General features: G+C 67.6%; 38 protein-coding genes. 33 read left to right on the top strand and 5 right to left on the bottom strand.

The window, feature by feature from the left end:
- A partial coding sequence (locus tag AB0H64_RS32900) for a TSUP family transporter (protein ID WP_357632433.1) occupies window positions 1-386 on the bottom strand: 386 nt, incomplete at its 3' end.
- Between the two features lie 285 nt (window positions 387-671).
- Between AB0H64_RS32900 and AB0H64_RS32895 the strand changes: the two genes are divergently transcribed.
- From AB0H64_RS32895 to AB0H64_RS32885, 3 genes are all read left to right on the top strand, one after another.
- The gene (locus AB0H64_RS32895) at window positions 672-2,321 is read left to right on the top strand and encodes a recombinase family protein (protein ID WP_357632431.1); all 1,650 of its coding nucleotides are present in this window, start codon (window positions 672-674) and stop codon (window positions 2,319-2,321) included.
- Between the two features lie 221 nt (window positions 2,322-2,542).
- Entirely contained in the window at window positions 2,543-3,652 is a 1,110-nt protein-coding gene (locus tag AB0H64_RS32890; protein ID WP_357632430.1) for a hypothetical protein, read from the top strand.
- Entirely contained in the window at window positions 3,649-4,254 is a 606-nt protein-coding gene (locus AB0H64_RS32885) for a hypothetical protein (RefSeq protein WP_357632428.1), read from the top strand. The genes AB0H64_RS32890 and AB0H64_RS32885 overlap by 4 nt, the downstream gene beginning before the upstream one ends.
- Before the next feature lie 314 nt (window positions 4,255-4,568).
- On the opposite strand, the gene AB0H64_RS32880 is transcribed toward AB0H64_RS32885, so the two are convergent.
- Together AB0H64_RS32880 and AB0H64_RS32875 are read right to left on the bottom strand one after the other, a co-directional pair.
- Complete coding sequence (locus AB0H64_RS32880) at window positions 4,569-4,943, bottom strand: hypothetical protein (protein ID WP_357632426.1); 375 nt, start codon at window positions 4,941-4,943, stop codon at window positions 4,569-4,571.
- 494 nt (window positions 4,944-5,437) lie between these two features.
- Complete coding sequence (locus AB0H64_RS32875; RefSeq protein ID WP_357632424.1) at window positions 5,438-5,887, bottom strand: hypothetical protein; 450 nt, start codon at window positions 5,885-5,887, stop codon at window positions 5,438-5,440.
- Window positions 5,888-6,372: 485 nt separating this feature from the next.
- Between AB0H64_RS32875 and AB0H64_RS32870 the strand changes: the two genes are divergently transcribed.
- The 14 genes from AB0H64_RS32870 (at window position 6,373) to AB0H64_RS32805 (ending at window position 15,408) form a co-directional block, all read left to right on the top strand.
- Window positions 6,373-6,618 carry a hypothetical protein gene (locus AB0H64_RS32870; protein WP_357632422.1) on the top strand — a complete coding sequence of 82 codons (246 nt, stop codon included), beginning with the start codon at window positions 6,373-6,375 and terminating at the stop codon, window positions 6,616-6,618.
- 115 nt (window positions 6,619-6,733) lie between these two features.
- Window positions 6,734-8,167, top strand: a complete 1,434-nt coding sequence (locus AB0H64_RS32865; protein WP_357632420.1) for a UvrD-helicase domain-containing protein — start codon at window positions 6,734-6,736, stop codon at window positions 8,165-8,167.
- A 75-nt stretch (window positions 8,168-8,242) separates the two neighbouring features.
- Window positions 8,243-8,638, top strand: coding sequence for a hypothetical protein (locus tag AB0H64_RS32860; RefSeq protein WP_357632418.1), 396 nt, complete (start codon window positions 8,243-8,245; stop codon window positions 8,636-8,638).
- Window positions 8,638-8,928, top strand: a complete 291-nt coding sequence (locus AB0H64_RS32855; RefSeq protein WP_357632416.1) for a hypothetical protein — start codon at window positions 8,638-8,640, stop codon at window positions 8,926-8,928. Before AB0H64_RS32860 ends, AB0H64_RS32855 begins: the two co-directional genes overlap by 1 nt.
- 153 nt (window positions 8,929-9,081) lie before the next feature.
- On the top strand, window positions 9,082-9,765 hold the full coding sequence (locus AB0H64_RS32850) for a hypothetical protein (protein WP_357632414.1): 684 nt from the start codon (window positions 9,082-9,084) through the stop codon (window positions 9,763-9,765).
- The gene (locus AB0H64_RS32845) at window positions 9,762-9,998 is read left to right on the top strand and encodes a hypothetical protein (RefSeq protein WP_357632412.1); all 237 of its coding nucleotides are present in this window, start codon (window positions 9,762-9,764) and stop codon (window positions 9,996-9,998) included. Before AB0H64_RS32850 ends, AB0H64_RS32845 begins: the two co-directional genes overlap by 4 nt.
- The gene (locus tag AB0H64_RS32840) at window positions 9,995-10,663 is read left to right on the top strand and encodes a hypothetical protein (RefSeq protein WP_357632410.1); all 669 of its coding nucleotides are present in this window, start codon (window positions 9,995-9,997) and stop codon (window positions 10,661-10,663) included. The genes AB0H64_RS32845 and AB0H64_RS32840 overlap by 4 nt, the downstream gene beginning before the upstream one ends.
- Before the next feature lie 47 nt (window positions 10,664-10,710).
- Complete coding sequence (locus tag AB0H64_RS32835; RefSeq protein WP_357632408.1) at window positions 10,711-10,926, top strand: hypothetical protein; 216 nt, start codon at window positions 10,711-10,713, stop codon at window positions 10,924-10,926.
- 78 nt (window positions 10,927-11,004) lie between these two features.
- A complete protein-coding gene (locus AB0H64_RS32830) occupies window positions 11,005-12,621 on the top strand; it encodes a DUF3560 domain-containing protein (protein WP_357632406.1) in 1,617 nt (538 codons plus the stop codon).
- A 62-nt stretch (window positions 12,622-12,683) separates the two neighbouring features.
- Complete coding sequence (locus AB0H64_RS32825) at window positions 12,684-13,151, top strand: DNA-directed RNA polymerase subunit alpha C-terminal domain-containing protein (RefSeq protein WP_357632405.1); 468 nt, start codon at window positions 12,684-12,686, stop codon at window positions 13,149-13,151.
- A complete protein-coding gene (locus AB0H64_RS32820) occupies window positions 13,148-13,921 on the top strand; it encodes a hypothetical protein (protein ID WP_357632403.1) in 774 nt (257 codons plus the stop codon). Before AB0H64_RS32825 ends, AB0H64_RS32820 begins: the two co-directional genes overlap by 4 nt.
- A gap of 11 nt (window positions 13,922-13,932) precedes the next feature.
- Window positions 13,933-14,424 (top strand): hypothetical protein, encoded by a 492-nt coding sequence (locus AB0H64_RS32815; RefSeq protein WP_357632401.1) that lies wholly within the window; start codon window positions 13,933-13,935, stop codon window positions 14,422-14,424.
- A complete protein-coding gene (locus tag AB0H64_RS32810; protein ID WP_357632399.1) occupies window positions 14,421-14,867 on the top strand; it encodes a hypothetical protein in 447 nt (148 codons plus the stop codon). The genes AB0H64_RS32815 and AB0H64_RS32810 overlap by 4 nt, the downstream gene beginning before the upstream one ends.
- Window positions 14,857-15,408 carry a DUF6349 family protein gene (locus AB0H64_RS32805; protein ID WP_357632397.1) on the top strand — a complete coding sequence of 184 codons (552 nt, stop codon included), beginning with the start codon at window positions 14,857-14,859 and terminating at the stop codon, window positions 15,406-15,408. The genes AB0H64_RS32810 and AB0H64_RS32805 overlap by 11 nt, the downstream gene beginning before the upstream one ends.
- Window positions 15,409-15,657: 249 nt before the next feature.
- Here AB0H64_RS32805 and AB0H64_RS32800 read toward each other — a convergent pair whose 3' ends face one another.
- Both AB0H64_RS32800 and AB0H64_RS32795 read right to left on the bottom strand, forming a co-directional pair.
- The gene (locus AB0H64_RS32800) at window positions 15,658-16,644 is read right to left on the bottom strand and encodes a hypothetical protein (RefSeq protein ID WP_357632395.1); all 987 of its coding nucleotides are present in this window, start codon (window positions 16,642-16,644) and stop codon (window positions 15,658-15,660) included.
- A gap of 72 nt (window positions 16,645-16,716) precedes the next feature.
- Entirely contained in the window at window positions 16,717-17,208 is a 492-nt protein-coding gene (locus tag AB0H64_RS32795; protein ID WP_357632393.1) for a hypothetical protein, read from the bottom strand.
- 379 nt (window positions 17,209-17,587) lie between these two features.
- Between AB0H64_RS32795 and AB0H64_RS32790 the strand changes: the two genes are divergently transcribed.
- The 16 genes from AB0H64_RS32790 to AB0H64_RS32715 all read left to right on the top strand — a co-directional run bounded on the left by AB0H64_RS32790 (window position 17,588) and on the right by AB0H64_RS32715 (window position 24,653).
- Window positions 17,588-18,310 (top strand): DUF2786 domain-containing protein, encoded by a 723-nt coding sequence (locus AB0H64_RS32790; protein ID WP_357632391.1) that lies wholly within the window; start codon window positions 17,588-17,590, stop codon window positions 18,308-18,310.
- Between the two features lie 58 nt (window positions 18,311-18,368).
- Window positions 18,369-18,989 carry a hypothetical protein gene (locus AB0H64_RS32785; RefSeq protein WP_357632389.1) on the top strand — a complete coding sequence of 207 codons (621 nt, stop codon included), beginning with the start codon at window positions 18,369-18,371 and terminating at the stop codon, window positions 18,987-18,989.
- A complete protein-coding gene (locus AB0H64_RS32780; RefSeq protein ID WP_357632387.1) occupies window positions 18,989-19,261 on the top strand; it encodes a hypothetical protein in 273 nt (90 codons plus the stop codon). The genes AB0H64_RS32785 and AB0H64_RS32780 overlap by 1 nt, the downstream gene beginning before the upstream one ends.
- Window positions 19,258-19,881 carry a hypothetical protein gene (locus AB0H64_RS32775; protein ID WP_357632385.1) on the top strand — a complete coding sequence of 208 codons (624 nt, stop codon included), beginning with the start codon at window positions 19,258-19,260 and terminating at the stop codon, window positions 19,879-19,881. The genes AB0H64_RS32780 and AB0H64_RS32775 overlap by 4 nt, the downstream gene beginning before the upstream one ends.
- 60 nt (window positions 19,882-19,941) lie before the next feature.
- A complete protein-coding gene (locus AB0H64_RS32770) occupies window positions 19,942-20,457 on the top strand; it encodes a hypothetical protein (protein WP_357632384.1) in 516 nt (171 codons plus the stop codon).
- Window positions 20,454-20,696, top strand: a complete 243-nt coding sequence (locus AB0H64_RS32765; RefSeq protein ID WP_357632382.1) for a hypothetical protein — start codon at window positions 20,454-20,456, stop codon at window positions 20,694-20,696. The genes AB0H64_RS32770 and AB0H64_RS32765 overlap by 4 nt, the downstream gene beginning before the upstream one ends.
- Before the next feature lie 19 nt (window positions 20,697-20,715).
- Window positions 20,716-21,393: a hypothetical protein gene (locus tag AB0H64_RS32760; RefSeq protein WP_357632380.1), complete on the top strand. Its 678-nt coding sequence runs from the start codon at window positions 20,716-20,718 to the stop codon at window positions 21,391-21,393.
- Window positions 21,390-21,689, top strand: a complete 300-nt coding sequence (locus tag AB0H64_RS32755; RefSeq protein ID WP_357632378.1) for a hypothetical protein — start codon at window positions 21,390-21,392, stop codon at window positions 21,687-21,689. The genes AB0H64_RS32760 and AB0H64_RS32755 overlap by 4 nt, the downstream gene beginning before the upstream one ends.
- Window positions 21,686-21,859, top strand: coding sequence for a hypothetical protein (locus AB0H64_RS32750; RefSeq protein WP_357632376.1), 174 nt, complete (start codon window positions 21,686-21,688; stop codon window positions 21,857-21,859). The genes AB0H64_RS32755 and AB0H64_RS32750 overlap by 4 nt, the downstream gene beginning before the upstream one ends.
- The gene (locus AB0H64_RS32745; protein WP_357632374.1) at window positions 21,856-22,272 is read left to right on the top strand and encodes a hypothetical protein; all 417 of its coding nucleotides are present in this window, start codon (window positions 21,856-21,858) and stop codon (window positions 22,270-22,272) included. The genes AB0H64_RS32750 and AB0H64_RS32745 overlap by 4 nt, the downstream gene beginning before the upstream one ends.
- A complete protein-coding gene (locus tag AB0H64_RS32740; protein ID WP_357632372.1) occupies window positions 22,269-22,475 on the top strand; it encodes a hypothetical protein in 207 nt (68 codons plus the stop codon). The genes AB0H64_RS32745 and AB0H64_RS32740 overlap by 4 nt, the downstream gene beginning before the upstream one ends.
- The gene (locus tag AB0H64_RS32735) at window positions 22,475-22,972 is read left to right on the top strand and encodes a hypothetical protein (protein WP_357632370.1); all 498 of its coding nucleotides are present in this window, start codon (window positions 22,475-22,477) and stop codon (window positions 22,970-22,972) included. Before AB0H64_RS32740 ends, AB0H64_RS32735 begins: the two co-directional genes overlap by 1 nt.
- Window positions 22,969-23,160: a hypothetical protein gene (locus AB0H64_RS32730; RefSeq protein ID WP_357632368.1), complete on the top strand. Its 192-nt coding sequence runs from the start codon at window positions 22,969-22,971 to the stop codon at window positions 23,158-23,160. Before AB0H64_RS32735 ends, AB0H64_RS32730 begins: the two co-directional genes overlap by 4 nt.
- Window positions 23,157-23,540, top strand: a complete 384-nt coding sequence (locus AB0H64_RS32725; RefSeq protein WP_357632366.1) for a DUF6283 family protein — start codon at window positions 23,157-23,159, stop codon at window positions 23,538-23,540. Before AB0H64_RS32730 ends, AB0H64_RS32725 begins: the two co-directional genes overlap by 4 nt.
- 217 nt (window positions 23,541-23,757) lie before the next feature.
- Window positions 23,758-24,348 (top strand): hypothetical protein, encoded by a 591-nt coding sequence (locus AB0H64_RS32720; protein WP_357632364.1) that lies wholly within the window; start codon window positions 23,758-23,760, stop codon window positions 24,346-24,348.
- A 5-nt stretch (window positions 24,349-24,353) separates the two neighbouring features.
- Window positions 24,354-24,653, top strand: coding sequence for a hypothetical protein (locus AB0H64_RS32715; RefSeq protein ID WP_357632362.1), 300 nt, complete (start codon window positions 24,354-24,356; stop codon window positions 24,651-24,653).
- Window positions 24,654-24,706: the final 53 nt, after the last annotated feature.

Raw genomic sequence — 24,706 nt, 5'->3', positions numbered from 1 at the left:
CGCCGTTCGTGGTAGGCGGCCAGCCGCGGCTGGGCCAGCAGCGCCAGCGCCCCGCCGGCCACCAGGAACGGCACGACCCGGGCGAAGACGCCCGGCGGGGTCGACAGCAGCAGCGCCGATCCCGCCGCCGCGCCCAGCACCGCCGGCGGCAGCCACCGGCGCAGCCACGCCCCCTGACCGGCCAGCTCGGGCCGGGAGGCCAGCGCCGCGCCGGGCCAGCAGGCGGCGAAGGCGACGATGTTGGCCACGTTCGCCGTCACAGCGGGAAGGCCCAGCGCGAGCAGCGCCGGATAGGAGATGAGAGAGGTGATGCCGCCCGCGGTGCCGACCACCCCGGCGAGCACTCCGGCCAGGGCCAGCAGCGCCATCTGCCCGGCGCCGCTCACCGCCGCTCCCGCCGGCGGGGGAGCGGGGGGCCGAGGCTGCGGGGCAGGTGCACGGCAAGGGCCTTCCTGGGCTCCGGCCCGGCACCCGGCCCCGGGCACGACCGCGATCTTCGCAGGATCGTAGCAGCCGCGCGCCGACGGGCCCCGCCCGCTGCTCTACCCTGGCTCCGAAACGGTGGCCGAAGAGGGGTTCGCGTTGAGACCTGGTCCGGATGGTTCGCTCGCCACATCGCTGGACGCGGTGCTGGAGCGCATTGTCCGCAAACCACTAACTATCCTGATCGCATGCTGAGGCAAAAACCCCCTGGTCAGGCCTTGATCCCCGCTATCGGCTACATCCGCGTCTCGATGATGCTGGAGGAGAAGATCTCTCCGGACATCCAGCGGGCCTCGATCAAGGAGTGTGCCCGCCGCCGTGGCTATCGGATCACCGACTGGGTCGAGGACCTCGACGTCTCCGGTAGGACCTTCCAGCGGCAGATCATGAAGGTCATCGCTGATGTCGAAGCAGGCAAGGCCCAGGCGATCCTCGTCTGGAAGTACAGCCGCTTCGGACGCAACCGGACCGGCAATCAGCTCAACCTAGCCCGCGTCGAGAAGGTCGGCGGTGAGCTGGTCTCCGCGACCGAGGAGATCGACGCCCGTACAGCGGTCGGTAAGCTCACCCGCGGCGTGCTGTTCGAGCTGGCCGCGTTCGAGTCCGACCGGGCCGGTGAGCAGTGGGGCGAGGCATTTCAGAACCGCCTTGCTCGGGGACTTCCTCCGCTCGGCAACGCCCAGTTCGGGTACATCAGGCGCGGGCGTGTCCGTCACCCGCTCTATCACGACAGGACCCTCGCTGCGCCTGAGGACGGCAAGGAACGCTACGAGCCGGATCACGCAAGCGGTATGGCTAGCGTCCTTGCGGACTGCTACGAGCGGTGGATCGCTGACAGGAACTTCTGCACCCTGGCCGACTGGGCGAACGCTCGCGGCGCCCGCACGACAACCGGTGCGAAGTTCAGGCCCGGTGAGCTGGCGCGCGTGATGGACCGGGGGTTCGCGGCCGGTCTGATCTGTGTCCACCATCACGAATGCCGGTGTGCCAAGCCGTCGACCTGCCGAAACAAGGAGTACCACCCCGGCGCGCACGAGGCCGTGATCGGCATGGAGACGTGGGAGACCTACAAGCGATACCGGAAGATCACCTCGGCTTTGCCACCGCGCGCCAGGAAAGCGGTCCACCCATTGTCCAAACTCCTGAAGTGCGGCTACTGCACTCACACCATGTACGCGCACAAAGTCCAGCACAGCGGTCGCACAGGGTGGGTCTGCGGGTCGAACTACCGCAAGCGCTATGGCGCCGCACCCTGCGGCACCCGGTTCGTGACGATGGAGGCCGCTGAGCAAGGCGTTCAGCAAGTGCTCGTCGAGTGGTTGCCAGACATCGAGGCCGCAGCCGCCCTTGCAGCGGCCGGCCTCCAGCCACCAGAAGTCGAGGATTTCAAGCCGGAAGTGCTTCGCCGCGAGCTGGACCGGATCGACAAGGCTCTCGAACGGCAGACCGAGCTGCTGATCAACGAGGTGATCCCGCAATCTTCCTACGAGCCGGTGCGTGACAAGCTCCTCCGCGAACGAGAAGAGGTCATGAACTCGCTCGCTCAGATCGACGACCTACCGGAGCCGGTCGACCCGCTGGACTGCGTGCCGGTGATCGAAGGGCTCCTGCAGGAGTGGGACAGCCTGCCCTCTGACCGGCTGCGGAACATATTGGCCGAGGTCATCGCCCACGTGGATGTGTACCGGCAGGATCACACAACGGCGTGGATCGTCGTCCACTCAGTGTGGGGCGACGAAAGACGTCACACGCTGGCTGGCCGCTTCAGCACATGGGGAGGCTCGGAGGCTGTGGGATACTCCGGCGACTCTGACAAAGGAGAACTACCGGCTAAATAAGAAACGGCCCGCAGTGCGGGCCGCTCCCTGAAGTACCAACTTCACGCGATTGTCATCCCTGCTCCGTGCTTTGGCCGGCGGTGAGCGGGGTGCCTCGCGTTGCCCCCGTGGGGGCCTTTCTCTCGGAGTAGAAGATAACACGCCTGCCCTCGGTTTGCGAACAAACCGAAATCGGGGGGCGTCGCCGCACGTCGGCGCACGCCCCCATCACGCCCGTACCCATGGACGGGCAGAAACTTGCACCCACCCGCGCGGTGTGGCTCGACGCGGTGGACTACCTTGCCCGCGCCCACTGCAACCGGCAGCGGCACCGCAATGTGATGCGCCTGGCTTGGCAGCTCGCCACCCGTACCGACGCCACGATGATGACGGCGCCCAAACGTGGCGCCACCTGGGACGTGCTGGCCGAAGAGGTCGGCGTCTCGCGCCGCACCGTCGCCTACCTGCTGGCGTGGATGCGTGAGCACCAGTTGCTCATCACCGTCACCACCGGCTCCACCCCGAGCACCCGCGCGGGAAACCTGTGGGGCCGGAAGGACGACGGCTTAGGCAACCTCGCCGCGGAGTACGCCCTCACCATCCCGGCCGAGCTGCTGGCCGACGACGTCGACGACCTTGGGGCGCCGGAGCCCGAAGAGGAGGAAGAGGTGCCCTGGCCGGTCGAAACCGTCGCTGAGCGCCCCACGTTTTCTCACGTCAGCGAGGGTGTGGAAAGAGTTTGCACCCCCGCTGTTTGGGGTTGCTCTTGGGAGAGATCTTTCCCTAACGCGGGCGCGCGCGACAGCTCCGAGCCCACGGGCCCGTCCCGCTTATGGCCACGCCACGAAACGCCCCGCAGCAAGAGAGACCAGGTCGCGGCATGCGAGCGGCTGCGTCAGGACAACCGGCTGACCCTCGGCATCCTGTCGGCGAAGGACCTGCGGTCGCTGCTGCGTCCGCTGTTCGTCGCTGGGTTTACCGTCGCCGATGTGGAGCACGCGCTGAACCGCCAGCCGGACGGGCAGCACTGGGGCGACATCGACCCCGGCCGGCAGGCGGGCACGGTCGAGCGCAAGCGGGGCATGCGGGCGCGGATCCGTCACCGCGTCCGTCTGTGGGTCGACGCTGACGGCACGCCGCTGGCGCGGTCGGCGTCGCAGCGGGCCGAGGACGCCGAGATCGCGATGTGGCGGGCCCAGGAGCGTCGACTGGCCGACGTCTGGGGTACGGCCGATCCCGAGCCGGTCGACCAGGCGGCGCGCGTGGTCCAGTTGGCCGAGCGGCGCACTCCGCCGGCGGAGTACCTGGCCGCTCGGGCGGCGCTGCGGGCGCGGCTGAAGGAGGGCGCGTGATGGGCAGCTTGCCGCCGCAGGTGCCTGCGCATCTCCTGGACCTGGCCCAGCGGTTCTTCGACGCTGGGTGGAGTCACGCGGATGTGCTGCACGCGCTGAACAACTCGCCGGACGGTTCGCCGGTGTGGGGCGACCCGATGCGGTGGGAGGTGGCCAAGGCCCGGCTGCGGCTCTGGATGGACGGGTCGACGCGGCCGACCCTGTCGCAGTCGCAGCAGGTGGCCCGCGCCCACTCAGCCCGGATGCGAGCGCAAGCGCTTGCGCGAGCGGCGCGGGCTGAGGCCCTGCAGCGGACGTCGACGGATCCTGGGGCCGCGGCCGCGCGCGCGAGGGAGATCCTGGCGAAGGTCTTGCCGGCGGCAGCTGAGCCGCTGGCCAAGCGTACGGAGAAGCGGGGGAGGACTCGCAAGGATCTGGAGCGGTGGCGCCGGTTGGATGAGGCTGCGGCGGCCGCGGTGGCGGCTGGTGCGGTGGCTGAGGCATGGGAGCCGGAGCCCGAGCCGGTGGTGGATCGCGGCGAGGCGGCGCGGTTGCGGGCGGTGCTTCGGGCGCGGTGGGAGCGCGCGAGCCGCAGTGACAACACGTCGGTATTCAACGAATAGGGGCCCCACTCGGGTCCGTGCCATCAGCCGCAAAGTAGCTCTGAGTAACCGCCATAGATCGGTTATCTCAGTGTCGAATAACAACGTCTGTCGACACTCCGCCCAAAATCCGGGAGGTCGCAGGTGGTGGAGCGTCGAGAACCCGTGTCGAGAATCAACGTCGGTGAACGGTTCGGTGAGCGAATGCCGGCAGGTACCGGTGCGGTCCCCCTGACTTCGGGGTACGCGCGGGGGTCGGTGAGTTCGGGTGGCGCGGTCCCGGCAGCCCTGCCGGACGGGAACCGGACCGGGGCTGCCGGGACGTGCCCGGGTGGTTAGAGGGCCTGGTATTGCAGCAGCCAGCTTGCTGGGGCGTCGTCCACCGTGTCGTTGGGGCCGGTCTTTACCCGGCCGATGCTGATCTTATGTGCCAGGGCAGGAATCTTGGCGCCGACGCCGACGCCGACGCGGGGCCCCGCGGCGGGGACATTGATGGTCTGGGGGGTGCCCCAGTTTGTGCCATCGTGGATGGCGACCCTGAGCCGCACATCGGCCCAGTCGCTGCCGAAGGTGATGTGGCCGTCGCCGGACCAGGTGGGCTGGTTGGCCATGGGGATGGCCAGGACGATGGCGTATTTGTAGTGGATGAGTGCACCGTTTTCGGTGAAGGCGAAACCATGGGGGATCTCGCCAGTCTGGAATACCTGCATGCTGCTCCTTTGGGTCCGGCGGAGCGCCATGGGAGGCGCCAGGCGCCGGTAGGGGGCGGAGGCGTATGCGGTCAGCAGGAAAACTCGTCCTTAACCGACCACTCACTGAGTGTAGTCAAATAGATACTGAACGTCAGGTGGGTGGTGGTGAACTGGGCAGAGCAGAAGCGCTAGGTATCTGTCGCGTCGAGGCAACCTCCATCGACATGGAGCGTTATTGGCCTCCGGGGAGGGTCGGACCGGATTTTGGCGCTAGAGACTCGATCTTGCGACCACACAGAGCGATGGGTCCTCCGCTCGGGTCCGCGCGATGAGCCCTAGACCAGAGCGTTGCCGCAGGCCGGAGCGGGTGACGGCGGCAGTGCCCGCCGCCGCCGGGTTTCGGTCCAGGCGTTCGGGGATGAGTCCGGCGCTCCCCGCCGCGATAACGACGGCAGGGACAGTCGACGCCGTGCTGCACGGTCCCCCGCCGTTTCACTCGCGGGCGCCGGTGCTCAGACCGCGCTCACCCAGTGCGCCATGACTCCGGTGCGCCCATCGCCGCTGCTCTCGATGACGGCATCGCCGGTCCCGTTGCGGTAGGCGTGGAGTGTCACGACGTCTCCGGCAGCGAAGGTCTGCAGGAGCGTCTGCCCGGCGGTGGCGCGCAGTGTTGCAGTCGCACCGGCGAGGCCGCTCAGGGCCTCACTGCCGGGAAGGAGCACGCCATTTATGAACAATGCTGTCTGGATATACAGATGCGGCGCCACCATAGCCAGCGCGTGGAGGGCGTGATAGGAGACCTCCCACACGCCGGGAAAGGGGATCTGCAGGTCCGGAACCTCAGAGACCTTCTCGTGGACACGGTTGGCGCCCCTGAGGCCGTGGGCGAAGGTGAGCGGGCCCGTCTGGAGCCATACTTTCGAGGCTCCCTGCTGGGGGGACGCGGTGTTGGGTGTTGGCATATCTGGCGCACCTTCCGGATGAGGGCCTTCCGCCCTTTTGCTGGGGACGAGTCGCCGAACGGGCCGGCGCTCGCATCGATGCGGTCTCTATGAGTATTCGTTCAACTACCGCCTGTATTCGAGCGAGATGTTGCTGTCCCCCCGGCCACATAAGCCCCACCACGGGGGTGCCACGGGAAAACCAAAGTCGAGCGGCTTGCGTCTACGCGTGGCCAGGATCGTCCGTGAGCCCTTCCGGACGCTTTTCATGAGAAGAAGATCCAGAAGCTTCCGCGAAACACTTTGGGACGCTCTGAGACGTGCGTTTTCCAACGTCAAATGGTCGTTTTGCAAACGAGACGACTCTATGGCAAGATGATCTCAGCAAACGCAACTTGACCTGCGGAAACGCGGCGGAGCGCTGGACGCGGCGGCACCCTACCACGGTGCCGAAACCGCCCATCAACCCCACCCCCGGTACAACTAATGCAAGCAGAAAGGCCAGCATGGTCATCACCACGCCCGAGGTCGAACCTCCCACCACCGCCGAGATCGCCGAGAGCATCCTCGGCGCTCTACGGCAGGCCACCGCCGCCCGATATGAAGCCGTTGCCGACGCGATCACCGAAGCGCTCGTCGTCCTGCTGCACGAGTGTGGCTGGCCGCGCGGCATGGCGCGGGAAGCCATCAACCACGCCATGGTCAACCACACCACGATGAAGGCCGCACTGTTCGCCAACCAGACCGGCTGACCCAACCCTCCGGCCCGGCGGCCACCCACCGGCGGGCCTACAACAAACCAACCCAACCCGGCCTTTGCTGCTAGCACTACAGCCAGCAGTACGGCATCCCCGAGGAGAACCGGCCATGGCACCGAAGCCCACCCTTGAGCAGTCCGACATCGTCGAAACCTTCATCCCCGGCGACAAGAACCTCGTCATCCAGGCCGGGGCCGGCTGCGGCAAGACGTCCGTGCTCAAGATGGCGGCGCGCGCGGTCCCCAAGCGCACAGGTCTGTACATCGCGTACAACAAGGCCATCCAGGTCGAAGCGCAGAAGTCGTTCCCCGACTCCGTCACCTGCAAGACCAGCCATGGCCTGGCGTTCGGCGCGGTCGGCCGCAAGTACGCGCACCGCCTCAAGGCGGCCCGCATGAAGTCGGAGGACGTCGCCCGGCTGCTGAAGGTCAACAGCCCGATCTACACGCCGACCACCATCATCCCCCCGGCGCACGTCGCCCGGATCGTCATGGCCACGGTCGGCGCGTTCACCCGCTCCGCCCGCACCAACATCCTCTCCCAGCCGGTGCCGCGCATCCCCGGCCTGGACGACCCCGAGACGAAGGCGACGCTCGCCGCTGAGATCCCGTTCCTGGCGCAGAAGGCGTGGGACGACATCTGCGACCCCCGCGGTCAGCTGCCCTTCTCCCATGACTGCTACCTCAAGATGTGGTGCCTGTCCGAACCGCAGCTCACCAAGTACGACTACGTGCTGCTCGACGAGGCGCAGGACTCCAACCCACCCGTCGCGAAGGTTGTCAACCAGCAGCGGCATGCCCAGCTCGTCCTCGTCGGCGACGACGCCCAGTCCATCTACGGGTGGCGGGGCGCCGACAACGCCATGGCGGGGTTCGACGGCGTCCGCAAGACCCTGTCGCAGAGCTTCAGGTTCGGCGTGGCCGTCGCCGAGGAGGCGAACGTGTGGCTGGAGTACCTGGACGCCCCCCTGCGGCTGCGAGGCTTCGACCAGATCAACAGCCGCATCATCGAGCTGGACGAGCCCGACGCGATCCTGTGTCGCACCAACGGCACCGCCATGGCTCAGGTCATGCAGCAGCTGCAGGCCGGCCGCCGCGTCTCCCTCGTCGGCGGCGGCGACCAGATCCGCAAGCTGGCCGAGGCCGCGACCCAGCTCAAGGATGGCCGCGGCTGCTCCCACCCCGAGCTGTTCGCGTTCAAGAACTGGGGAGAGCTGCAGGACTACGTTGAGGAGGAGGAGGGCTCCGACCTGCGGCCGTTCGTGAACCTCATCGACGAGCACGGCCCCGACGTGGTGCTGGACACGGTGTCCAAGCTCGTCACCGCGAACCCCGAGGTTGAGATCTCCACCGGCCACAAGGCGAAGGGGCGCGAGTGGCACCGCGTCCAGGTGGCCAACGACTTCCCCGAGCCGAAGCCCACTGCTGACGGCAAGCAGGGCAAGATCTCCCGCCCGGACGCCATGCTCGCCTACGTCACCGTGACCCGAGCGCAGTACGACCTCGACAACACCGGCCTGGCCTGGATCCACGAGTACGTGTAACCCTGTCCGCACTTGACGCAAGCACTGTTACTTGCGCTAGGTGCCCCCCTCACTGACTAAGGAGCCAAACCCCTCATGGCGAAGCTGACCGACATCGTGATCATCCGGACGCACGGCAAGGGCCGGTACGAGGCCGAGATCCCCGGCTTCGGCCGGTTCGAGGCCGAGCGGCCCGCGCTCGCGACCGATGCCGCGGTGACCGCGTTCCAGGAGTTCCACCTGATGGGCGACGACCGGAAGTCGGAGTACATCCCATGCAACGACGGCAAGACCCTGTTCCACTGCTGGGCCACGCCCCACAGTTGGGCGTGGCAGATCGTCAAGTTCGCCGAAGGCGGACGCAAGACGAGCCTCGGATTCGAGTACCACGACGGCGCGACGAAGACGTGGGAAGAGTTCCTCGCGCGGATGCGCGCGTGGGCGGCCGACTACGACGGCACCATCTCCGCTACCACTAAGGAGGCTCCCTGATGCCCGACCTTCCCGAGGAGGCCGCACAGACTGCCGCCGTCGTGGAGAGCACTGCGCTCGCCTTCGCCGCCCCCGAGGAGGCGATCCGTGCCGACGAACGCCGCAAATGCATCGCAGAACTCCGCGACCTCGCCGCCCGCTACCGGACCCTACCTGGCGAGAAGCGTTCCGCTGGTGAGCGAGTCAATCTGGGCGAGGAGTGGTCCTGTGACGTGCAGGCCATGCACCTGGAATACGCGGCCGACGTGCTCTGGAGGCGGCGGGCTCAACCCGGGCCAGGACGGCGGTAGACGCGGTTCTGAACGTACCAGTCGCTCGTGGCCCTCGGCGAGGAGCGATTCGGCCCCCGCCCTGCCGGCGGACCAGCCTCTCGGCTGCTGGCCCGACCAAGGACCAGCTCAATCACGCAATCAAAAACGCTAGCGAGAAAGGTCATTCCTACCATGGGATCCACGACCCGCAGGACCAAGAGAAGGCGTCCCCGCGCCAACTTCACCCCCGAACAGCGCGCGGAGTGGTCGGCGCGCAAGCATGCCGACAAGCAGACGGCTATCGCGGCAAGGGAGAGCGCGGCGGTGCTCCTCGCGCAGCGGTCTGATCTGATTGACGCATTCCGGGTGTACGCGAGCCGCGTCATGGGTCACCGCACCCTCGGCAACGCCCTCGGCATGATGGCGCAGAACCCGGCCGCGACCCGGGTCAACTCCGCGTTCTACTGGGCCCGGGAGGGCCGGGGCGTCCGGCCCGAAGCAAAGCCGATGTGCGTCCTGGCGCGTCGCAAGGGCAACAAGATCGTCGAAGAGGAGAACCCGGACACCGGCGAGACCGAGGAGACCGTCGACGGCAAGTGGTCTGGCTGGACCAGCGAGCGGGTGTTCGACGTTCGCGACACCGTCCCGGCCAAGAAGCCTTGCGAGCACTGCGGCACCGAGCCAGGCGGGAGCTGCCCCGGCTCGTGTGCAGTGTACGTGTCGGTGGCCGGCCCCGTCCCGACGAGGGAGGAAGTCGCCGAGCTGCTCGACAAGATCCTTCGTGATGAGGGCGGTTTCGACCTCGACTTCCTCGAGGCGGCGGCCGACGAAGCGCAGGGCCTCCTTGACGACGAGTCCGCCGAGGGCGACGAGTGACCCGCAACCCGAACCCGGCCACGAAGACCGGCCGCGCCCAGCTCGCTAGGCAGGCCCGTCGCCACGGCTACTTCCACGACCGGGAGAACTTCACGATCGGCGTGACGTGCCCCCTGTGCGAGGAGCGGGTTCGCGGCGACCAGCCCGGCTACGGCGAGAGCGTCACCAAGGCGTTGGACGCCCTCATGGACACCCACCTCCTCCGCGATTGCCTGAAGGGACCACAGCAGTGACCGCCACCGACATCACCTTGGAGAAGCGGTACGTCCTCGCGGGGACGCCCGGCTGGGGCGAGCACGACCACACCATCCGGTCGCAGGGCTTGGCCGTCGCCAACGCTCCTCGCCTCCTCGCCGGTGCTATCACCTGGACCGGGGAGTTCATGAACGGCCGCTACTACGCGGCCGGGAAGCTCGACGAGCTGGCCGAGCGCTGGCACGCGGATGACGCCGTACTGGTGGTCGAGCTCACACCGCAGGCCATCGTGCGGAAGGTTGCGCGCTACATCAGCGATCACGGCTACACGCTGGAGGAGATCGCCAAGGGGTACGAGGGCGCGGTCGGCGACACCGCGCACGAGATGGGCCTTCCGTGGGACGACGCCTGGCTGCAGGTGCCCTTCCTCCCGGCACCGACGACTCAGGCGATCACTGGCATCCCGCTGTGCGAGCACGGCGTCACGGCCCAGGCGTGGATTCTGCAGGTGGTCCGGCCCGGCAACCCGCTGCCGGAGGACGTGGAGATCGGCTCCATGAACGAAAGCAACCCGACGTCCTTCATGAACATGAAGGCGCGGGCCGCCGCCATCGAGGGCCTGCCCGACCAGTTCCAGCTCAGCTACATGCACAAGGACCTGTGCCGCACCGCCAGCGACCCGGGCGTCCGGAGCCTGCGGTGAACCAGGCCACGCTCGAACTCGACGCCGCACCGACCGTTTTCCTCCGCATGTCTCTAGCCTGCCCTTACAGCGGGTGCGGCGGCGACTCGATCGCGGAGACGACCACGGACGGCGACGAGAACCCGCTCTACATCGCCGAGGAGCGCGTGATCAGCGCATCCACCGGCCTGGACGAGCGCACCGCCGGTCACGAGGGCTTCAAGTGCTCCGACTGCGACCGGTCGGTGTCTCTGCCGTCCGGCTGGACCTTCAAGCGGTCCTGACCGGCCTGAACCACTCACCCGGGCGGCGGCCACCCACCGCCGCCCCTTCTCACCCAACCAACCCAGAAGAGGGGCACGTTGACCATCACCATCAGGCACAACCACGAGGACGGCACCCTCGTGTACGGCACCCGCAAGGGCGACGGCGTGTACGAGATCATCCGCCAGTGGGAGAACGGCGGCTTCCGCTACTTCCGCTCGATCGGGATGCTTGGGCTGCGCAACAGCCGTGACCAGGTCGCCGACCGGTACGCCATCCACGCCGCGGCGAAGGCCCTGCGCGAGGCCGGGTTTGAGGTCGAAGTCGAGATCGATGACACCTTCCGCGACCGCGCTCAGGTCCTGGCGGATAAGGCCGACCGGCTCGACGACCGACGTGACGCGCTCGAAGCGAAGGCCGGCCGGCACGCCGGCGAGGCGGCAGCCGCGCACGAGCGAGCGCATCAGATCAGCGAGCGGTTCGCGGCTGGCCAGCCGATCCTGGTTGGCCACCACTCCGAGCGGGGCGCACGGCGCGACCGGAAGCGCATGGATGCCGCAATGCGCAAGAGCATCTCCGAGGACAACGCGGCGCAGAGCGCTGCTGAGCGCGCGAACGCGGTTGGCCGCCAGATGCGTCGCTCGGCGACTCCAGCCGTGACCCGGCGCCGGATCGAGACGGCCGAGGCAGAGCTACGCAAGATCCAGAAGAACTTGGAGGGCTACGAGCGCAGGCACCTCGACTACAGGGGCAACGCACGCTACGTCGAGAACCACGCGCCCGCCCAAGGCGACTACCGGGAGATGCAACTCGCCCGCAAGGCGCAGCTGGAGAACCAGCTCGAATACGACCGTGCGCAGCTCGCCGCCGCGGTGGACGCGGGCGAGTACGTCATGTGGGACAAGCACAACGTGCATGTCGGCGACGTCGTGCACTACTGGGGGATCCGGGCGCGCACTGTGATGAAGGTCAACACGGTGACCGTTGCCGTCGAGTCCGACTACAGCTGGCCCGACAAGGTGAAGTTCGCCGACATCCGCCGCGTCGATTGCCCGCACGGCGAAAACGGCCTCGAAGTCACCACGACGAACCGGCCCGCGAAGAAGGCCCCGGCCAAGCCGAAGTTCGAGGTGCCAGCGATCGACGTCGAGAAGCTGCGGGTCGCCGCGCAGGCTCTCAGCAACATGACGGTGGGCGCCGGCCGGGAGGCGTTCGTGTCGCCACCCAAGGTGGTCGCACGGCTGATGGAGTTGGCCGATATCCAGTCCGGCCACACCGTGCTCGAACCCTCGGCAGGCACCGGCAACATCGCCGCAGCCGCCGTCGAGCTGGGCGCGATCGTGGACTGCGTCGAGATCGACAACGGCCTCGTGGAGGTCCTGGCGTCCCGCGTCCCTGGCGCGAACCTGCTGTACCGCCACGACTTCCTGGAGACGGACACGTCGCAGCTCGGCACCTACGACCGGGTGGTGGCCAACCCGCCGTTCTCGGAAGGGCGGGACATCGCGCACGTCACCCACGCCCTCGGGTTCGTCAAGCCGGGCGGTCGTCTCGTCTCGGTGATGGGCCAGGGCGTGACGACCAGCCGGACCAAGGCTGCTGCGTCGTTCCGAGACACGGTCGAAGCGCACGGCGGCTGGTTCGAGGACCTGCCTGCGGGCTCTTTCGCCCCGGCGACGACCTTCAGCACCGTCATCGTCGTCATCCCCTGCTAGCCCATCTCTCCGGCGCTGGCCATTCATGCAAGCAAAACAGCAAGCGTCTAAAGGACCCTCTCATGCCCACAAACCCGAACCGGACGCTGACCGTCACCCTGACGAGCGACATCTGGGACCATGTCACTGACCTGCTCGGCGACTTCGCCGACCAGGTTGAGGAACGCCCGTGGCTGGGTGACTGCCTCGACTGCGACAAGGCCGACCCCGGCATGTGTCCGCAGCACAAGCAGGCGGCCGAGTTCGGCACGCGGGTCCGTGGCTGGCGCGACCAGATGGTGGACCAGATCGTCGTCCAGACCGCGACGACGGCCGACCTGGTGCGCTACTCCTGGCTGCCGGTGACGACCAAGATCGACGACCTGTCGGTGTCAGGCGAGATCCGGAACCTGCTGGCGCGGGCGGGCATCTTCACCCTCGGCGACCTGGCCGCGTACAGCGATGACGAGCTGCGTGGGCTCAGGAATCTCGGCGCGGGCAGGTTCGCGGAGCTGCGGACCATGCTGCGCGGGATGGCCGCGAGCGGATGAGCATGCCGCCGCTCTACCTCGCGCCGCCGTCGACCCCGCTCATCCGGGAGCAGGTTACCGCTGGCCGGCTGGGTGCGATCCTCAACCCGGCCAGCGGCAACGGCGTTCCGGATGCGGGCCTGTTCGGCGTGGACAACGCGGTGTTCAGCGGCAAGTACCCGGGCGACGCCAAGTACCTGCGCTGGCTAGAGCGGTTCGTCCCGGCCGCCGACAGGTGCTTGTTCGTGACCGCGCCCGACGTGGTGGGCAACGCGTTCGCCACCGTGGCGCGGTCACGGCACATGCTCAAGGAGATCCGCGCCATGGGCCTCCCGGCCGCCCTGGTCGCGCAGGACTACATGGAGTTCTGCCCGCTGTGGGACTGGGAGGACTTCGACTGCCTGTTCATCGGCGGCTCGACGGCGTGGAAGCTGTCGCCTGCCGCCGAAAACCTCGGACGGGTCGCCAACAGCATCGGCCTCTGGACTCATGTCGGACGGGTCAACTCCCTGCTGCGCTACCGGCTCGTCGACTGGGCCCGCTCCGTCGACGGCACCTACCTGCAGCGCGCCGGCCCCGACCGGGCGCTCCCGACCGTCCTCGGCTGGCGCGCCGCGCTGCTCCGCGACGACGAGCCGCCGCCCGGCCTGATCGACGTCGACGCGCCCCCACACAACCCCGACCCCTGGGACGGCAGCTACGACCTCGCGCAGTGGCTGCCGCCCGGCTGGCCGCGGCGGTCGAAGCCGCCGCGGCCCAAGCCCGTACATCAACAACTCGCTCTGCTGTGAAAGGAACCCTCGTGGACGACAACGCCCTGTTCGGCCCGCCGGCCGCCGACATGGAGATGACCAGACTGCCGCACGGCTGGACGACGGTCAACCGGACGAAGGTGAAGGCCATCATCAAGGATGAGTTCGTCGCGGCCGACCCCATCATCCGGCCGGGCCAGCGTGACTTTTTCCCCCGCAAGGCCACCTACCAGTGGGAGTGGAGGCCCGACCACGGCTGGAGGCTCACCATGTACGTGCTGACTGGCCCGAATCGGAAGGCGAACGGTGAGGTGGGCCTGATGACCGTCACCGAGCGCAGGTACAGCGCCGCCTCCGAGTCGTGGGCTCACCTGCCGGACTGGCTGTACCTGGCCATGGTCGCCTCTCGTCCCGACTGGGAGCCGCCCGCGGCCACGCTGCAGCCGGCCGAAGGCGCGGTCGAAGCAGTCATGGCGGCTGCGGGCGACGAATATCCCGGTGGCGTCCGCGCCGACGACTTGGAGAGCGGGCGGACGTGGTGAGTCCCGACGCCACGACGGCGGCCTCGGCCGCCGTCCGCCGCCAGCGAGCCGCACGGAAGGAGCAGGCCGCGCGGCTGCTGCGTGACGGCATCACCGATCTTGCCCTGATCGGAAAACATCTCGGCGTCTGCGAGCGGACCGTCCAGCGGTACTTGCGGGAGCTGGAGGGCGACGTTGACCGGCGGGGGATCGTGTACCTGGAGATCAAGCCGCAGGTGTTGGAGCACCTCCGCAGATATCCGCATCTGCGGATCAGCGCATGGATGCTCGCCCGAGCGCTCCGGATGATGTCGTATAGGCCCGTGCAGCACGCATTGCAGAGCCTGGAGCTGGATGGGCACGTACGGCATGAGATCGGGACTCGCAAGGAGGGCGACTACAGCCGCGCCGTGAAGGTGATCCTGTGGTCACTCGCCGAGCAGGGGCAATCCGATGGGCGGTGAGCCGCGCGGCGTCGCCGCCCGCCAGGCGGCGCTCAGAGAAATCCCCATCGGCCAGGGGCGCGGCATGTGGGCCATCTACTTCGGCCACCCGGGGGCGAAAGAACATGACGGCGTCACCTCCACTGCGCCCGACCACCGGCCGACCCTACTGGGCCGCGTGGTCGACGAACCGAAGTGGCACCAGCTCTACCGTGGCGGGTGCCTCGGCTGCGGCTGGGAAGGCGAGACGCGAGCCAGGAACGGCGACGCGATCGAGGACGCGCACGACCACGCGTGGCCTGGCTGGCGTGACCTGCCCGCAGTGCAGCGGCCGAAGTCGAACTACGAGCGGTGGCTGGTTCAGGTGAAACGTGCCTACCCGCCCGGATGGCTTGAGGCTGGTGGGCCGATCATCACCGTCCGGCCCGACTCCCGGTTCGGCCGGCACTTACCTGGCAAGGCGCCGGGCGGCGGCTACGACTTGGCCGCCTCGTACTACCTAGCCAAAAGAACGCGGGGCAATCACCCCCAACCGACCCTTGATCTGGAGTTCCCCTGTTGATCTACCTGACGCGGTGGTCAAAGCTGCTCGTCACCAGCGGGCCTACTGCGTACCTCTGGGTGGGAAATTCTGCTTCGGGTAGGCCAGGATCGCGGTGTGCATCGGGCGGCGGTTGCGATGGAAGCCCGCCTGTCGCCGTCTGGGGGTAAGCCCTAGCAAACCAGTCGCCGGGCCGCCTCATACGGCGGTGGCCGCACCAGCGCGGGACTGAGGCAGCCCTGCGGCTACCGGGCGTGGGTGTCAGCCAATTCAGAACCGCTCGAAGCGTGCGGCGAGGCAACGGGAACACATCCCGGTATCGATGTCGGTCGTCAGGTCTCCGCACCCGCCCTGACATTCGGCCAGCTCGGCGAACGCCTCACTGCAGCCGAAGCACAGGGCCACCGGAGCGTCCTTCGCTCTGGCGAGCACCGCTCCAGGAACCAGGGACTTGGTGCCACATCCGGGGCAGTAACGGACTGGGGGCATGCCGCCAGTCTTGACCTGCCGATATTCGGAAAGGTTCAGTACGCCCCAGCAGTAATCGTCTGCTGCTTCTTCCGGAGTTGCCCATTCGGTATGGCAGTACAGACAGCTAACCGTGCAATTGTATGTGTCGATCGTGATCGCGTCCTGCCCACATTCGGGGCACTCGACTGCCCAGCCGGCAGCATCACCCAGATCGGACCGAATCCGGGCCATCCGGATATCGATCAGCGTCCGCACGTCTTTCAGGCTCTCGCGCACGGAGGTCATGTGCTGGTCTACGTATGCAGTGTCGTCTGGGTCCAGGTAGTCCCGCAGGTGGTGGCGAATGAAGTCGAGCAGGAAGTCCAGCACCTTCGCCGCGCTGGCCTGTATGGCCGTAGCGGACCCCGACATTCCCAGGTGCTGAAGCTGATTCCGGTTGTTACTCAAACGGCGGATCGCCCTCTTCGCACGGCCTGGGATCTTAATATCCACCTCCTCGTTGAGGAGTTTGATGGCCAAGCCGAGACCTATGCTGCGGAACTCGCCTCGGCGAAAGGTTGCTTCGTCACAGATTAACCCGGTCTGCTCGTCGGGCATAACCACCAGACGCCAGTCACGTCGGATTAGTGGCCACTTCAGTAATACTTCCGTGGCGGCCTGGAGGTGGAGGACGGCGTACTTTGTGTCACGCGCCTCGACCGGAGGAGACAGGCATTCCATCACGCTGGCCAGATAATCCATGCCGTTGCGGACTACCGGAAAGTGAAAGTCGTGCTCTTGCGGCATCGCCAATCCTCTCCGGGATCCACGCTGAAGACGCTCTGGTAAACCCCCGAGGAGGGACGGTGTTTGCGGTTGTCAAACGCCAGGCGTTTGCGGGTAAAGCGGGATGCCTCGCTTACGCAGCCATGCCTTGAGGGCGGTCTCCACGATGTCCTGCGGGCCGGTGGCGGTGTCCAAGCAGGCGATGGTGAGCCGGTCGTCCGTTTGGCGGGTGATGCGTGGACCAATGGACACGTCGTCGACTTCGTCCTTGGATCGGCGGATGCGCTTCTTGACGCTGCGTTCCCGCTTGGGGCGACTGCCGTCTGGGTTGCGGGGTGGCTCGGCGTCTGCGGGGATGCCGAGGAAGCCGAGGTAGTCGACGAGGGCGGCTTCGACGATCCCGGAGATGCCGAGACCGGTCTCTTGGTTGGCGTAGGTGAGGCGTTCGTTGGTCTGGTAGCTGATGCGGGTAGCGAGGGTTGGTTTGTCCTGGCGGCTTTTGGTGCGCACGCGCGATGCCGCTTGCTGTTCCGCTTGCTTGACCAGTGCCTTGCGGGCGGTGGCGGCTTGGGTTGAGCGGGCCATGGGCGGCGGTGTCTCCTTGACGGCGGGCGTGGTGTCGCCACCTACCTTTCCGTGCTTCGGTTCTTTCTGCAAGTGACGTTGCTTGCGTTTCGGGTGGCCATTGAGAGGGTGGACGCGAGGGAAGCGTCCTCCGGAGTGACGCTAGAAGCGTGCGCGCGCGACGCTCAGAGCCAGCGTGGGCGTTGCTGATCATGGTTCGTGCGTCTACTGATCATCTCGCCTCTTACGTCGGCCCAGGGGCGTTTCAGCGCGTTCTATGGGTCGTTGCGAAAACGGAACGAGTATGCAAGAATAACCAAGATCAAAACGCAAGCGAACGTGAGCAATACCCAACTCACGCAAGCAAAACAGCTCGCAACCAACCCAGAAAGGCAGGCAAGTGACCGCCGCCCCCGAGAAGAAGCTCGACCTCATCCGCAAGCTCCTCGCCGTCGCGGAACACCCCGGCACCGGCCCTGAAGAAGCCGAAACCTACCGCGAGCGCGCCTACAAGCTCATGGCCAAGTACGGCATCGAACGCGCCCACCTCGCCGCCGCCGGAGAAATCGTCGACGACCTCGGCAGCATCCCCCTCATCGTCGACAAGACCCACCAGGCCGAGCGCGTTTTGCTCCTCACCGCCATCACCAGCGCCAAGCAGTGCCGCGTCCTGCAGTGGAAGCTCAACGGCAAGACGTACCTGATGGTGTCCGGCTACCAGAGCGACCTCGAAGCCGTTCAGATGCTCTACGCCTCCCTGTCGCTGCAGATGCTCAAGGAAGTCGCCCACGTCACGTCCACCGGACGCAAGGGCCTCAGCACCGCCCGCAAGAGCTTTATGGCCGGATTCGCCAGCCGCGTCGGCGAGAAGCTCCGCGAGGCCAACAAGGCCGCCACCGCCGAAGCCGCGCACATCGAAGGCCGTTCCACCGACCTCGTCCTGCGCGACCGGAAGACTGCCGTCGACGACTTTTTCAACCGCATGACGCCCAACACCGGCGCCATCAAGGCGCGGAAGGTCGGCGACGCAGCCGCCTACTACGCCGGCCGTGAAGCAGGCGACCGCGCCGACCTCGGCGGCGCTCGCCTCGGCTCCGGCAGCCAGCACTCCATCAGCGCTTAACTTCCCCAGGGGCGGGCGCCACCCAGCGCCCGCCTTCCGACCAACCCGAAGGAGAACCGTGGAGAACACGGAATCGACCTGCACCAGGTGCGGAGGCCCTATCCGCAACCTGGCCACGGACGGCCGCCCCGATCTGTGGGACCACACCACCGTCACGGACCCCCGCTGCTATGAACCGATCCCTCCCTACGAGGTCGAGGCGGCCCTGCCCCGCGAGACCCGCAGGGTCCGGATCCGGGTCGAGGAGTTGGTCACTTACGAGCGGGAGATGGAGGTCGAGGTCCATGTCGGCGTAACCCCGGATGAGCTGGCCGCCTACCTCGACTCCAACACCGAGCAGTGGGCCGACGACATCGAAGACCACTTCCTCGGCGCCAGCGACCGGGAAGTCCTCGGCGAGTACACGTTCTTCTCCGACGACGCCGGCTACCTCGCCAACCTGGCCATCCACATCGACGAAGGCCCCAAGCACCTCACGCGGTGGCTGACCCTCACCTGCCCGGTCTGCGGCGTCCAACCAGCCGCGGACGACAGCGCGCACCAGAACATCGGCTGGTTCGTCGGGATCGCCTGCGACGGCATGCGCGTCGTCGCCCCCGACAGGATCGGCATGGACGGCACCGGCTGGACGGACTGGACCATGAAGCCCACTGATGCAAGCGGAAAGGCTAGCAATTGATGGCCCGCATCGTTGTGAAGATCGAGCCGGTCGAGGTCGACGGCAAGCCCCGGCACCAGGCCGTCTGCCACACGCCCGGCTGCACGCTCGGCGTCGACGGCGGCCCGTGGGCCAGTCACACCAGCGTGGTCAAGGCCGCCGCGGAGGAGCTGGCCCGCTACCACCGGAACGACCACCGCGCCCCCGATCGGCGGCCGATCTCCGCCGCCTCGGCGGCGCCGCCCGTGCGAGACGCCCAGATGCCCGCCCACACCAGCGAGGAGAACCTGTGATCCGCTACTGCGACGCCGCACGCGTCGCGGCCTTCGCCTCCGATGTCGCCCAGCACCTCCCCGAGACGTTCGAGGTGCAGACGTTCCCGCAGAAGTGGGAGAAGGCCGCCATCGTCCTGGTCAACGGTGACGAGCGGATCGCACTCCTGCACCGCACGTTCAGCGAGTGCCACAACAACAAGGTCACCTTCATGGGGCTTCGCCTGGAGGCCGACCTGTCGGACCCGGCGTGCCTGTCGTTTGAGAAGGGCACGACCACCACCGCGGCGCTGACCCGCTCCCCGAAGGCCGTGGCGGCCCAGCTCGGCCGCAACGTCCTGCCGTACTACCGCAACCAACTCGCTTCGCAAAGGCGGATGGAAGCCCACCAGGCAGCTCAGCGGTCCATGCGGCGGGCCGAAGCCGAACGGATTGTCGCGCTACTCCCCGGCAGTGAGTACACCCCCACGAACACCAACCGCTTCTACGACAGCGAACTCATTAGCTTCTCCGGCCCCGGCGGCAAGGGACGCCTGTCCGTCTACTCCGACCGGGACGGCCTGAGCTACGCGCTGACTTTCGGCCAGGACGACGCCTTCTGCGCCGACCTGGTCACCCTGCTCCGCAAGCACTCTGGCTGACGCCTATCCAGGGTGGCCCGGCCGCGCGCCGGGCCACCCGCCCCACCCTTCGGAGATCCAATGCGCCAAGCAATCCTCGACCCGCCGCACCGCACCGTACCGATGGACTACGTCGACGGCGACACGTCCGATGTCGTCCGCGGCCTCCGATACGACATGCTCCTGCCGTGCAGGGAGCACCACATCCCGCGCAAGTACATCACCCCGTACGTCAGCCGGTGGGGCTACGGCTTCACCATCCAGGGCGCCGACTACGACCGCGACAAGCGCAACGTCATCCTGTGGACCCGGCAAGGCCACTGGCGCAAGTTCCCCCTCAAGGCCGGCACCGCTGAGTACCGCACGCTGATGGACCTGCGTGACTACTCCCGCCTCCTGGAGGCGATCGACCGGGATTATCCGCCGGGGAGCCTCACGGCTGAGCTGACGGCGTCGCTCGCGCAGATCCTTCAACTCTGGGTCTCCGCGAAGGAGCAGGGCCAGAACAGCCTCGACCTGCGACCGGTCGACGAGATCGTGGCCGCCCGGCTCAACCCGTTCGTCAGGGCGTGGCTCGACAAGGAGCCCGGCCGGTGAAGTGCGTTGAGTGCGGCCAGAAGAACAAGCCGTGGACCAGGCAGCACGTCTACGAACACAGCCTCTGCCAGCACCCGATCTGCATCTACTCCCGGCCCTGCCAGGACATCCACGGCCGGACCTGCGTCAGCTACTGCCGTGACGTCGGCCAGACACCTGAACCTCACCCGCGCGACCTCGCCCGCCACGCCGAGGAAGCCGCCAACCCTCGACAGCTCGACCTCTTCCCCGAGCTATGACCCCACCGAGAGGACACCCGTGAAGTACGTCTACCTGGACACGGAGACGACCCACCTCGACCCCGAGTTCGGCCACCTCTGGGAGGTCGCGCTGATCGTCCGTGACACCGACTTCCCCGACGGAGGAGACCTGGAGTTCTGGTGGCAGGTGAGGCCCGATCTCACCACCGCCGACCCCAAGGCGCTGCTGATCAGCAAGTACTACGACAGGAGCCAAGTCTGTGACCTGCCGATCGGCACCGGCGTACAGCTGATGTGTGGGACAGAGTTCCCCGACGCCCCTGTGGGCACGGTCATGAAGAACGAGACGGCGGCCGGCATCGCGCTCCAGCTCGCCTGGCACCTCGACGGCGCGACCATCGTGGCGAACAACCCCCGCCACGACCGGGACTTCCTGCGCGCGTTCCTGCACGCCAATGGGCAGGCGTTCACGGCGTCGCACCGGATGGACGACGTCCGGGCCATGCTGAAGGGCTACGTCTACGGACGCCTGGCAGCCCACGGCGGCAAGGTGGACCAGGCGTTCGGGTCCGAGCCTGCAGCGCACATACGCGACTGGCTAGAAGGTGCTACGGACGTGCTGGCCTGGGAGCTCGTTAGCGTCCACCAGGACCCCGCGACCAAGCACACCGCGCTGGGCGACGCCCGCTGTGTCCGGGACGTCCACGACGGCATCACGCACGGGATCCACCGGTGACCACCAACGAGGAAGAGGCCCCAGACATGCCCCCGTACTGGGGGCCCGGCGGCTACCTGGAGAGCGCCGCCGACCCGACTGCGCGGGTCGTGGTCGACGGTGAGCACTACACGATCGGCGGCGACACCGGCGGCTTCCGCGGCTTCGGCGGTCGCCGCTTCGGCATCGAGTGGTTCGACGGCCGGAAGGCCACGACCCGGAACCTCTGGCACCAGGGCACCGTGCCGGCCGAGTGGCGGCACCGATACCCCGACAACGCCCGATTCGTACAACCGCAGGAAGGAACGCAGGCATGAGCTACGCCTACGGAGAGGACTGCTCGGCCGCGCGGGACGCGCAGCGGGCCGTCGACGACGTGCGGCACGAGGTCGACATGCTGTCCCGCACGGTGGACTCGAACCGGTGGGCGGCGGAGAACCGCGCCGAGGAGCTGGAGCGGCGCATCCGCGACCTGGAGAACCGATGAGCGCGTCCGGCTACATCACCCGCGAAGAGATCGCCGAGGTGGCCGGCTTGCTGTGCGCCCGGCCCGGCCAGCCGTCCGAGATGGTCAGCGTGCAGGCCGCCACGATCAACGGCGAGTACGAGAACCCCCTCACCTTGGAGAGGGCGTGGGTCGAGATTCAGGACGTCCTGGATCGGGCGCGGAAAGACGCTGACCACTACGGCGGAGACTGGCAGGACCACATGCCCAACCGGCCGGAGCTATTCGACGTCGAGTACGGCGACGACTACGACCTTGATACCGGCACCGGGACCACGACCTACAGCCACACCGAGGACTACGACGAGGCCGAGGACCGGCGCATCGCCCTCGACATCATCCGGGCGCTAGCCGCCCGGTTCCCCCTCACCGCCGAAGAAAGGAACTCCCTGTGAGCGTCGACCTGACCCGTCTGGGTCTCACCGACGACCAGGTGCGCGAGCTGGTCAAGCTCGCCGCCGCGGCCTGCGCGAGCACGGCCTGGGAAGAGCCGAACCCGCTGAACTGGGCGCTGGATTTCTTCGGCGACCCCGAGGCCATGGTCGAGCTCGGCATCGCCGTCTGGGACCAGATTGACAACAAGTACGGGATGGTGTGATGAGCACCTGGACCGAAGTGGCGCACGTGCTCGCCGACGAGCTGGAGCGCAGCGAAGCGCTGGGGCCGTTCGCTGAGGAGGACTACCGGCTGCGCATCGCTGACCAGTTGCTCCAAGCGCTGGACACCAGGAAGTACGTCGTGATGAAGCGCAACACGATGGCCGAATTGGCACCGCCGCCAGCCACGGTCGTCTCGGCGAGCACGCCCGTGACCGTAGAGCAGCTCTACGACGACCCCGGCATGATCGTGCAGCGGCACACCACGCAGGAAGAGGGCTCCGACCGCGTGGTCACCGAGCTGCCGTGCTGCCACCGGCCCCTGACCGTCCCCGCAGATTCCGGCCTCGAGGTGGACGTGGTGTGTCAGTTCGATCGGGTGCTCTACACGCTTCGCCTCGCGGAGGAGTGGGACGGCGGCCTGCTGGCGTGCTTCGAGGTGGCAGGCCGGGTGATGGTGGCCAAGCGGCGCCCGGCCAAGAGAAGGGTGGCAGCGTGATCACCGAAGCCAGGAAGTACGGCACGCCGTTCGTGGAGACGGAGGTTCTGCTCGCCGTGGGCGCGCGGGACGTGAACTACGTCCGCGCGCTGCTGGCCGAGATGACGCCGGGGGAGCGGCGAACGCTGGAGCGCCAGTGCGAAGAGATCAGCGGCATTATCCAGGTCATGCGAGAGGACGAAGAGTGAGCAGTGACGGGATGCCCCACCGCAAGTACCCGTGCGGCGAATGCCCTTGGCAGGTCAAGGCCCCGCTCGGGAAGTTCCCCGCCGAACGGTACGAGCAGCTGCGCTCCACCTGCCGGCCGGACGCGGCCGGGATCCCGCCGCTGCCGGGGGCGCCGATGTTCGGCTGTCACGTCGGCGACCCGGGCACGGGGGAGGACCTGGCGTGCGCGGGGTGGCTCGTGGTCGAGGGCCACAACCACATGGGTGTCCGGGTCGCGGTGATGGAGGGAAGGCTGTCAATGGAGGCGCTGGACCGGGGAGACAACTGGCCGGAGCTGTACGAGTCGTACGAGGCGATGGCAGAGGCGAACGGGGCCGCCGCCAGGGAGGACGTACGGTAGTCCGATAATGCGAGCTGTATCGCTAGCGACAGCGGTACGGCTCGCTACCCCTCTTGGACGTTGGGAAGGACCCGTGTTGCCCGCGACCGACACGAACCCGCTATGCATCGGCCCTCGCTGCGGAAGAGGCGCACCCCGCCAGGCAGCGGCCGGGCGTCTCATCTGCGCGACCTGCACGATTAGGCTGCGACGTGACCTGGACATCACGCCGCTGCTCATGCGGTGGCTGGAGCAGCACAAGACGCCGGGCCAGGGCGGCGGGGACAAGGTATCCGGATCGCAGGAGGCCGGCACGCCGTCACGGCTCGATGTGCTGTCGATGCTGCACGAGGGGGCGACGCCGATCCATGGCGACGATGACGACCAGGTCGGCCCGCCGTCGATCCCGTCGACGCTGAAGAACTGGGCGTGGCTGATCGCTGAGCACCGCGGCCTGGTCCATCCGCAGAGAGCCGACGTCGACGAGCTGTCGGCGTGGCTGCTGCGGCATCTGGACTGGGCGACCAGCCAGCCGTGGATCGACGACATGATCGGCGAGGTCGGGGCGTTGCGCCGGTGGGCGCATGGGCTCGCGCCGTGGGCTGTCCACGTGCAGGAACTCGTCGGGCCGTGCCGGGCGTGCGGCAAGCGGGCGCTGATCCGGGTGGCGGGGGAGCGGTACATCGAGTGTGACGCGCGCGAGTTCGTCGGAGGGTGCGGCAGCTTGTGGACCGAGGAGGAGTACGAGGAGCACGTGGCCGAGCTGGTGGGTCGGCGTCGCCAATTCCGGAAGGTTGGCGCGAAAACAAAACGAGGCATGGCAGAATGATGTTCATGAAGAACCCCAACCCGGGGCGGCTCCCCCCGGCCGATCAGAGAGCCGCCGCCGAGAAGGCTCTCCTGGAGGCGGCCCGCGCCTACTACAAGACGATTGGCGAGGCGACCGAGAAGTTCAACCAGGCTCTCATTGCCGCGGCGGGTCGGCCCGAAGGGGTGCCCGCCAGTGACAAGAAGTCCCTGGTGACCCGTCGCCGCATGGTGGAGATCACCAAGGAGGCCGACCCTCAGGGAGAGGGCTTCACGCTCTACACCATCTTGAAAGTCGTGTCGGAACTCACGCAGCAGGACGAGTAGTTCTCCCGCCGAAGTGCCATCGGAAAGCTCCGGCCCCCGCCGGAGCTTTCCGC

This window comes from Nonomuraea sp. NPDC050733 (assembly GCF_040654215.1).
In the GTDB taxonomy this organism is placed as follows: domain Bacteria; phylum Actinomycetota; class Actinomycetes; order Streptosporangiales; family Streptosporangiaceae; genus Nonomuraea.
The sequence above is the reverse complement of the archived record's forward strand: the minus strand, read 5'-3'. Positions and strand labels throughout refer to the sequence as shown.

What these genes read in the sequence shown, in the direction of transcription:
- AB0H64_RS32735 (WP_357632370.1), top strand. Translation starts at nt 22,475, where the DNA reads ATGAGCACCTGGACCGAAGTGGCGCACGTGCTCGCCGACGAGCTGGAG.
- AB0H64_RS32865 (WP_357632420.1), top strand. Translation starts at nt 6,734, where the DNA reads ATGGCACCGAAGCCCACCCTTGAGCAGTCCGACATCGTCGAAACCTTC.
- AB0H64_RS32770 (WP_357632384.1), top strand. Translation starts at nt 19,942, where the DNA reads ATGCGCCAAGCAATCCTCGACCCGCCGCACCGCACCGTACCGATGGAC.
- AB0H64_RS32875 (WP_357632424.1), bottom strand. Translation starts at nt 5,887, where the DNA reads ATGCCAACACCCAACACCGCGTCCCCCCAGCAGGGAGCCTCGAAAGTA.
- AB0H64_RS32780 (WP_357632387.1), top strand. Translation starts at nt 18,989, where the DNA reads ATGGCCCGCATCGTTGTGAAGATCGAGCCGGTCGAGGTCGACGGCAAG.
- AB0H64_RS32835 (WP_357632408.1), top strand. Translation starts at nt 10,711, where the DNA reads ATGTCTCTAGCCTGCCCTTACAGCGGGTGCGGCGGCGACTCGATCGCG.
- AB0H64_RS32895 (WP_357632431.1), top strand. Translation starts at nt 672, where the DNA reads ATGCTGAGGCAAAAACCCCCTGGTCAGGCCTTGATCCCCGCTATCGGC.
- AB0H64_RS32870 (WP_357632422.1), top strand. Translation starts at nt 6,373, where the DNA reads ATGGTCATCACCACGCCCGAGGTCGAACCTCCCACCACCGCCGAGATC.
- AB0H64_RS32880 (WP_357632426.1), bottom strand. Translation starts at nt 4,943, where the DNA reads ATGCAGGTATTCCAGACTGGCGAGATCCCCCATGGTTTCGCCTTCACC.
- AB0H64_RS32820 (WP_357632403.1), top strand. Translation starts at nt 13,148, where the DNA reads ATGAGCATGCCGCCGCTCTACCTCGCGCCGCCGTCGACCCCGCTCATC.
- AB0H64_RS32850 (WP_357632414.1), top strand. Translation starts at nt 9,082, where the DNA reads ATGGGATCCACGACCCGCAGGACCAAGAGAAGGCGTCCCCGCGCCAAC.
- AB0H64_RS32750 (WP_357632376.1), top strand. Translation starts at nt 21,686, where the DNA reads ATGAGCTACGCCTACGGAGAGGACTGCTCGGCCGCGCGGGACGCGCAG.
- AB0H64_RS32720 (WP_357632364.1), top strand. Translation starts at nt 23,758, where the DNA reads ATGCGGTGGCTGGAGCAGCACAAGACGCCGGGCCAGGGCGGCGGGGAC.
- AB0H64_RS32890 (WP_357632430.1), top strand. Translation starts at nt 2,543, where the DNA reads ATGGACGGGCAGAAACTTGCACCCACCCGCGCGGTGTGGCTCGACGCG.
- AB0H64_RS32745 (WP_357632374.1), top strand. Translation starts at nt 21,856, where the DNA reads ATGAGCGCGTCCGGCTACATCACCCGCGAAGAGATCGCCGAGGTGGCC.
- AB0H64_RS32715 (WP_357632362.1), top strand. Translation starts at nt 24,354, where the DNA reads ATGAAGAACCCCAACCCGGGGCGGCTCCCCCCGGCCGATCAGAGAGCC.
- AB0H64_RS32860 (WP_357632418.1), top strand. Translation starts at nt 8,243, where the DNA reads ATGGCGAAGCTGACCGACATCGTGATCATCCGGACGCACGGCAAGGGC.
- AB0H64_RS32855 (WP_357632416.1), top strand. Translation starts at nt 8,638, where the DNA reads ATGCCCGACCTTCCCGAGGAGGCCGCACAGACTGCCGCCGTCGTGGAG.
- AB0H64_RS32825 (WP_357632405.1), top strand. Translation starts at nt 12,684, where the DNA reads ATGCCCACAAACCCGAACCGGACGCTGACCGTCACCCTGACGAGCGAC.
- AB0H64_RS32795 (WP_357632393.1), bottom strand. Translation starts at nt 17,208, where the DNA reads ATGGCCCGCTCAACCCAAGCCGCCACCGCCCGCAAGGCACTGGTCAAG.
- AB0H64_RS32800 (WP_357632395.1), bottom strand. Translation starts at nt 16,644, where the DNA reads ATGCCGCAAGAGCACGACTTTCACTTTCCGGTAGTCCGCAACGGCATG.
- AB0H64_RS32805 (WP_357632397.1), top strand. Translation starts at nt 14,857, where the DNA reads ATGGGCGGTGAGCCGCGCGGCGTCGCCGCCCGCCAGGCGGCGCTCAGA.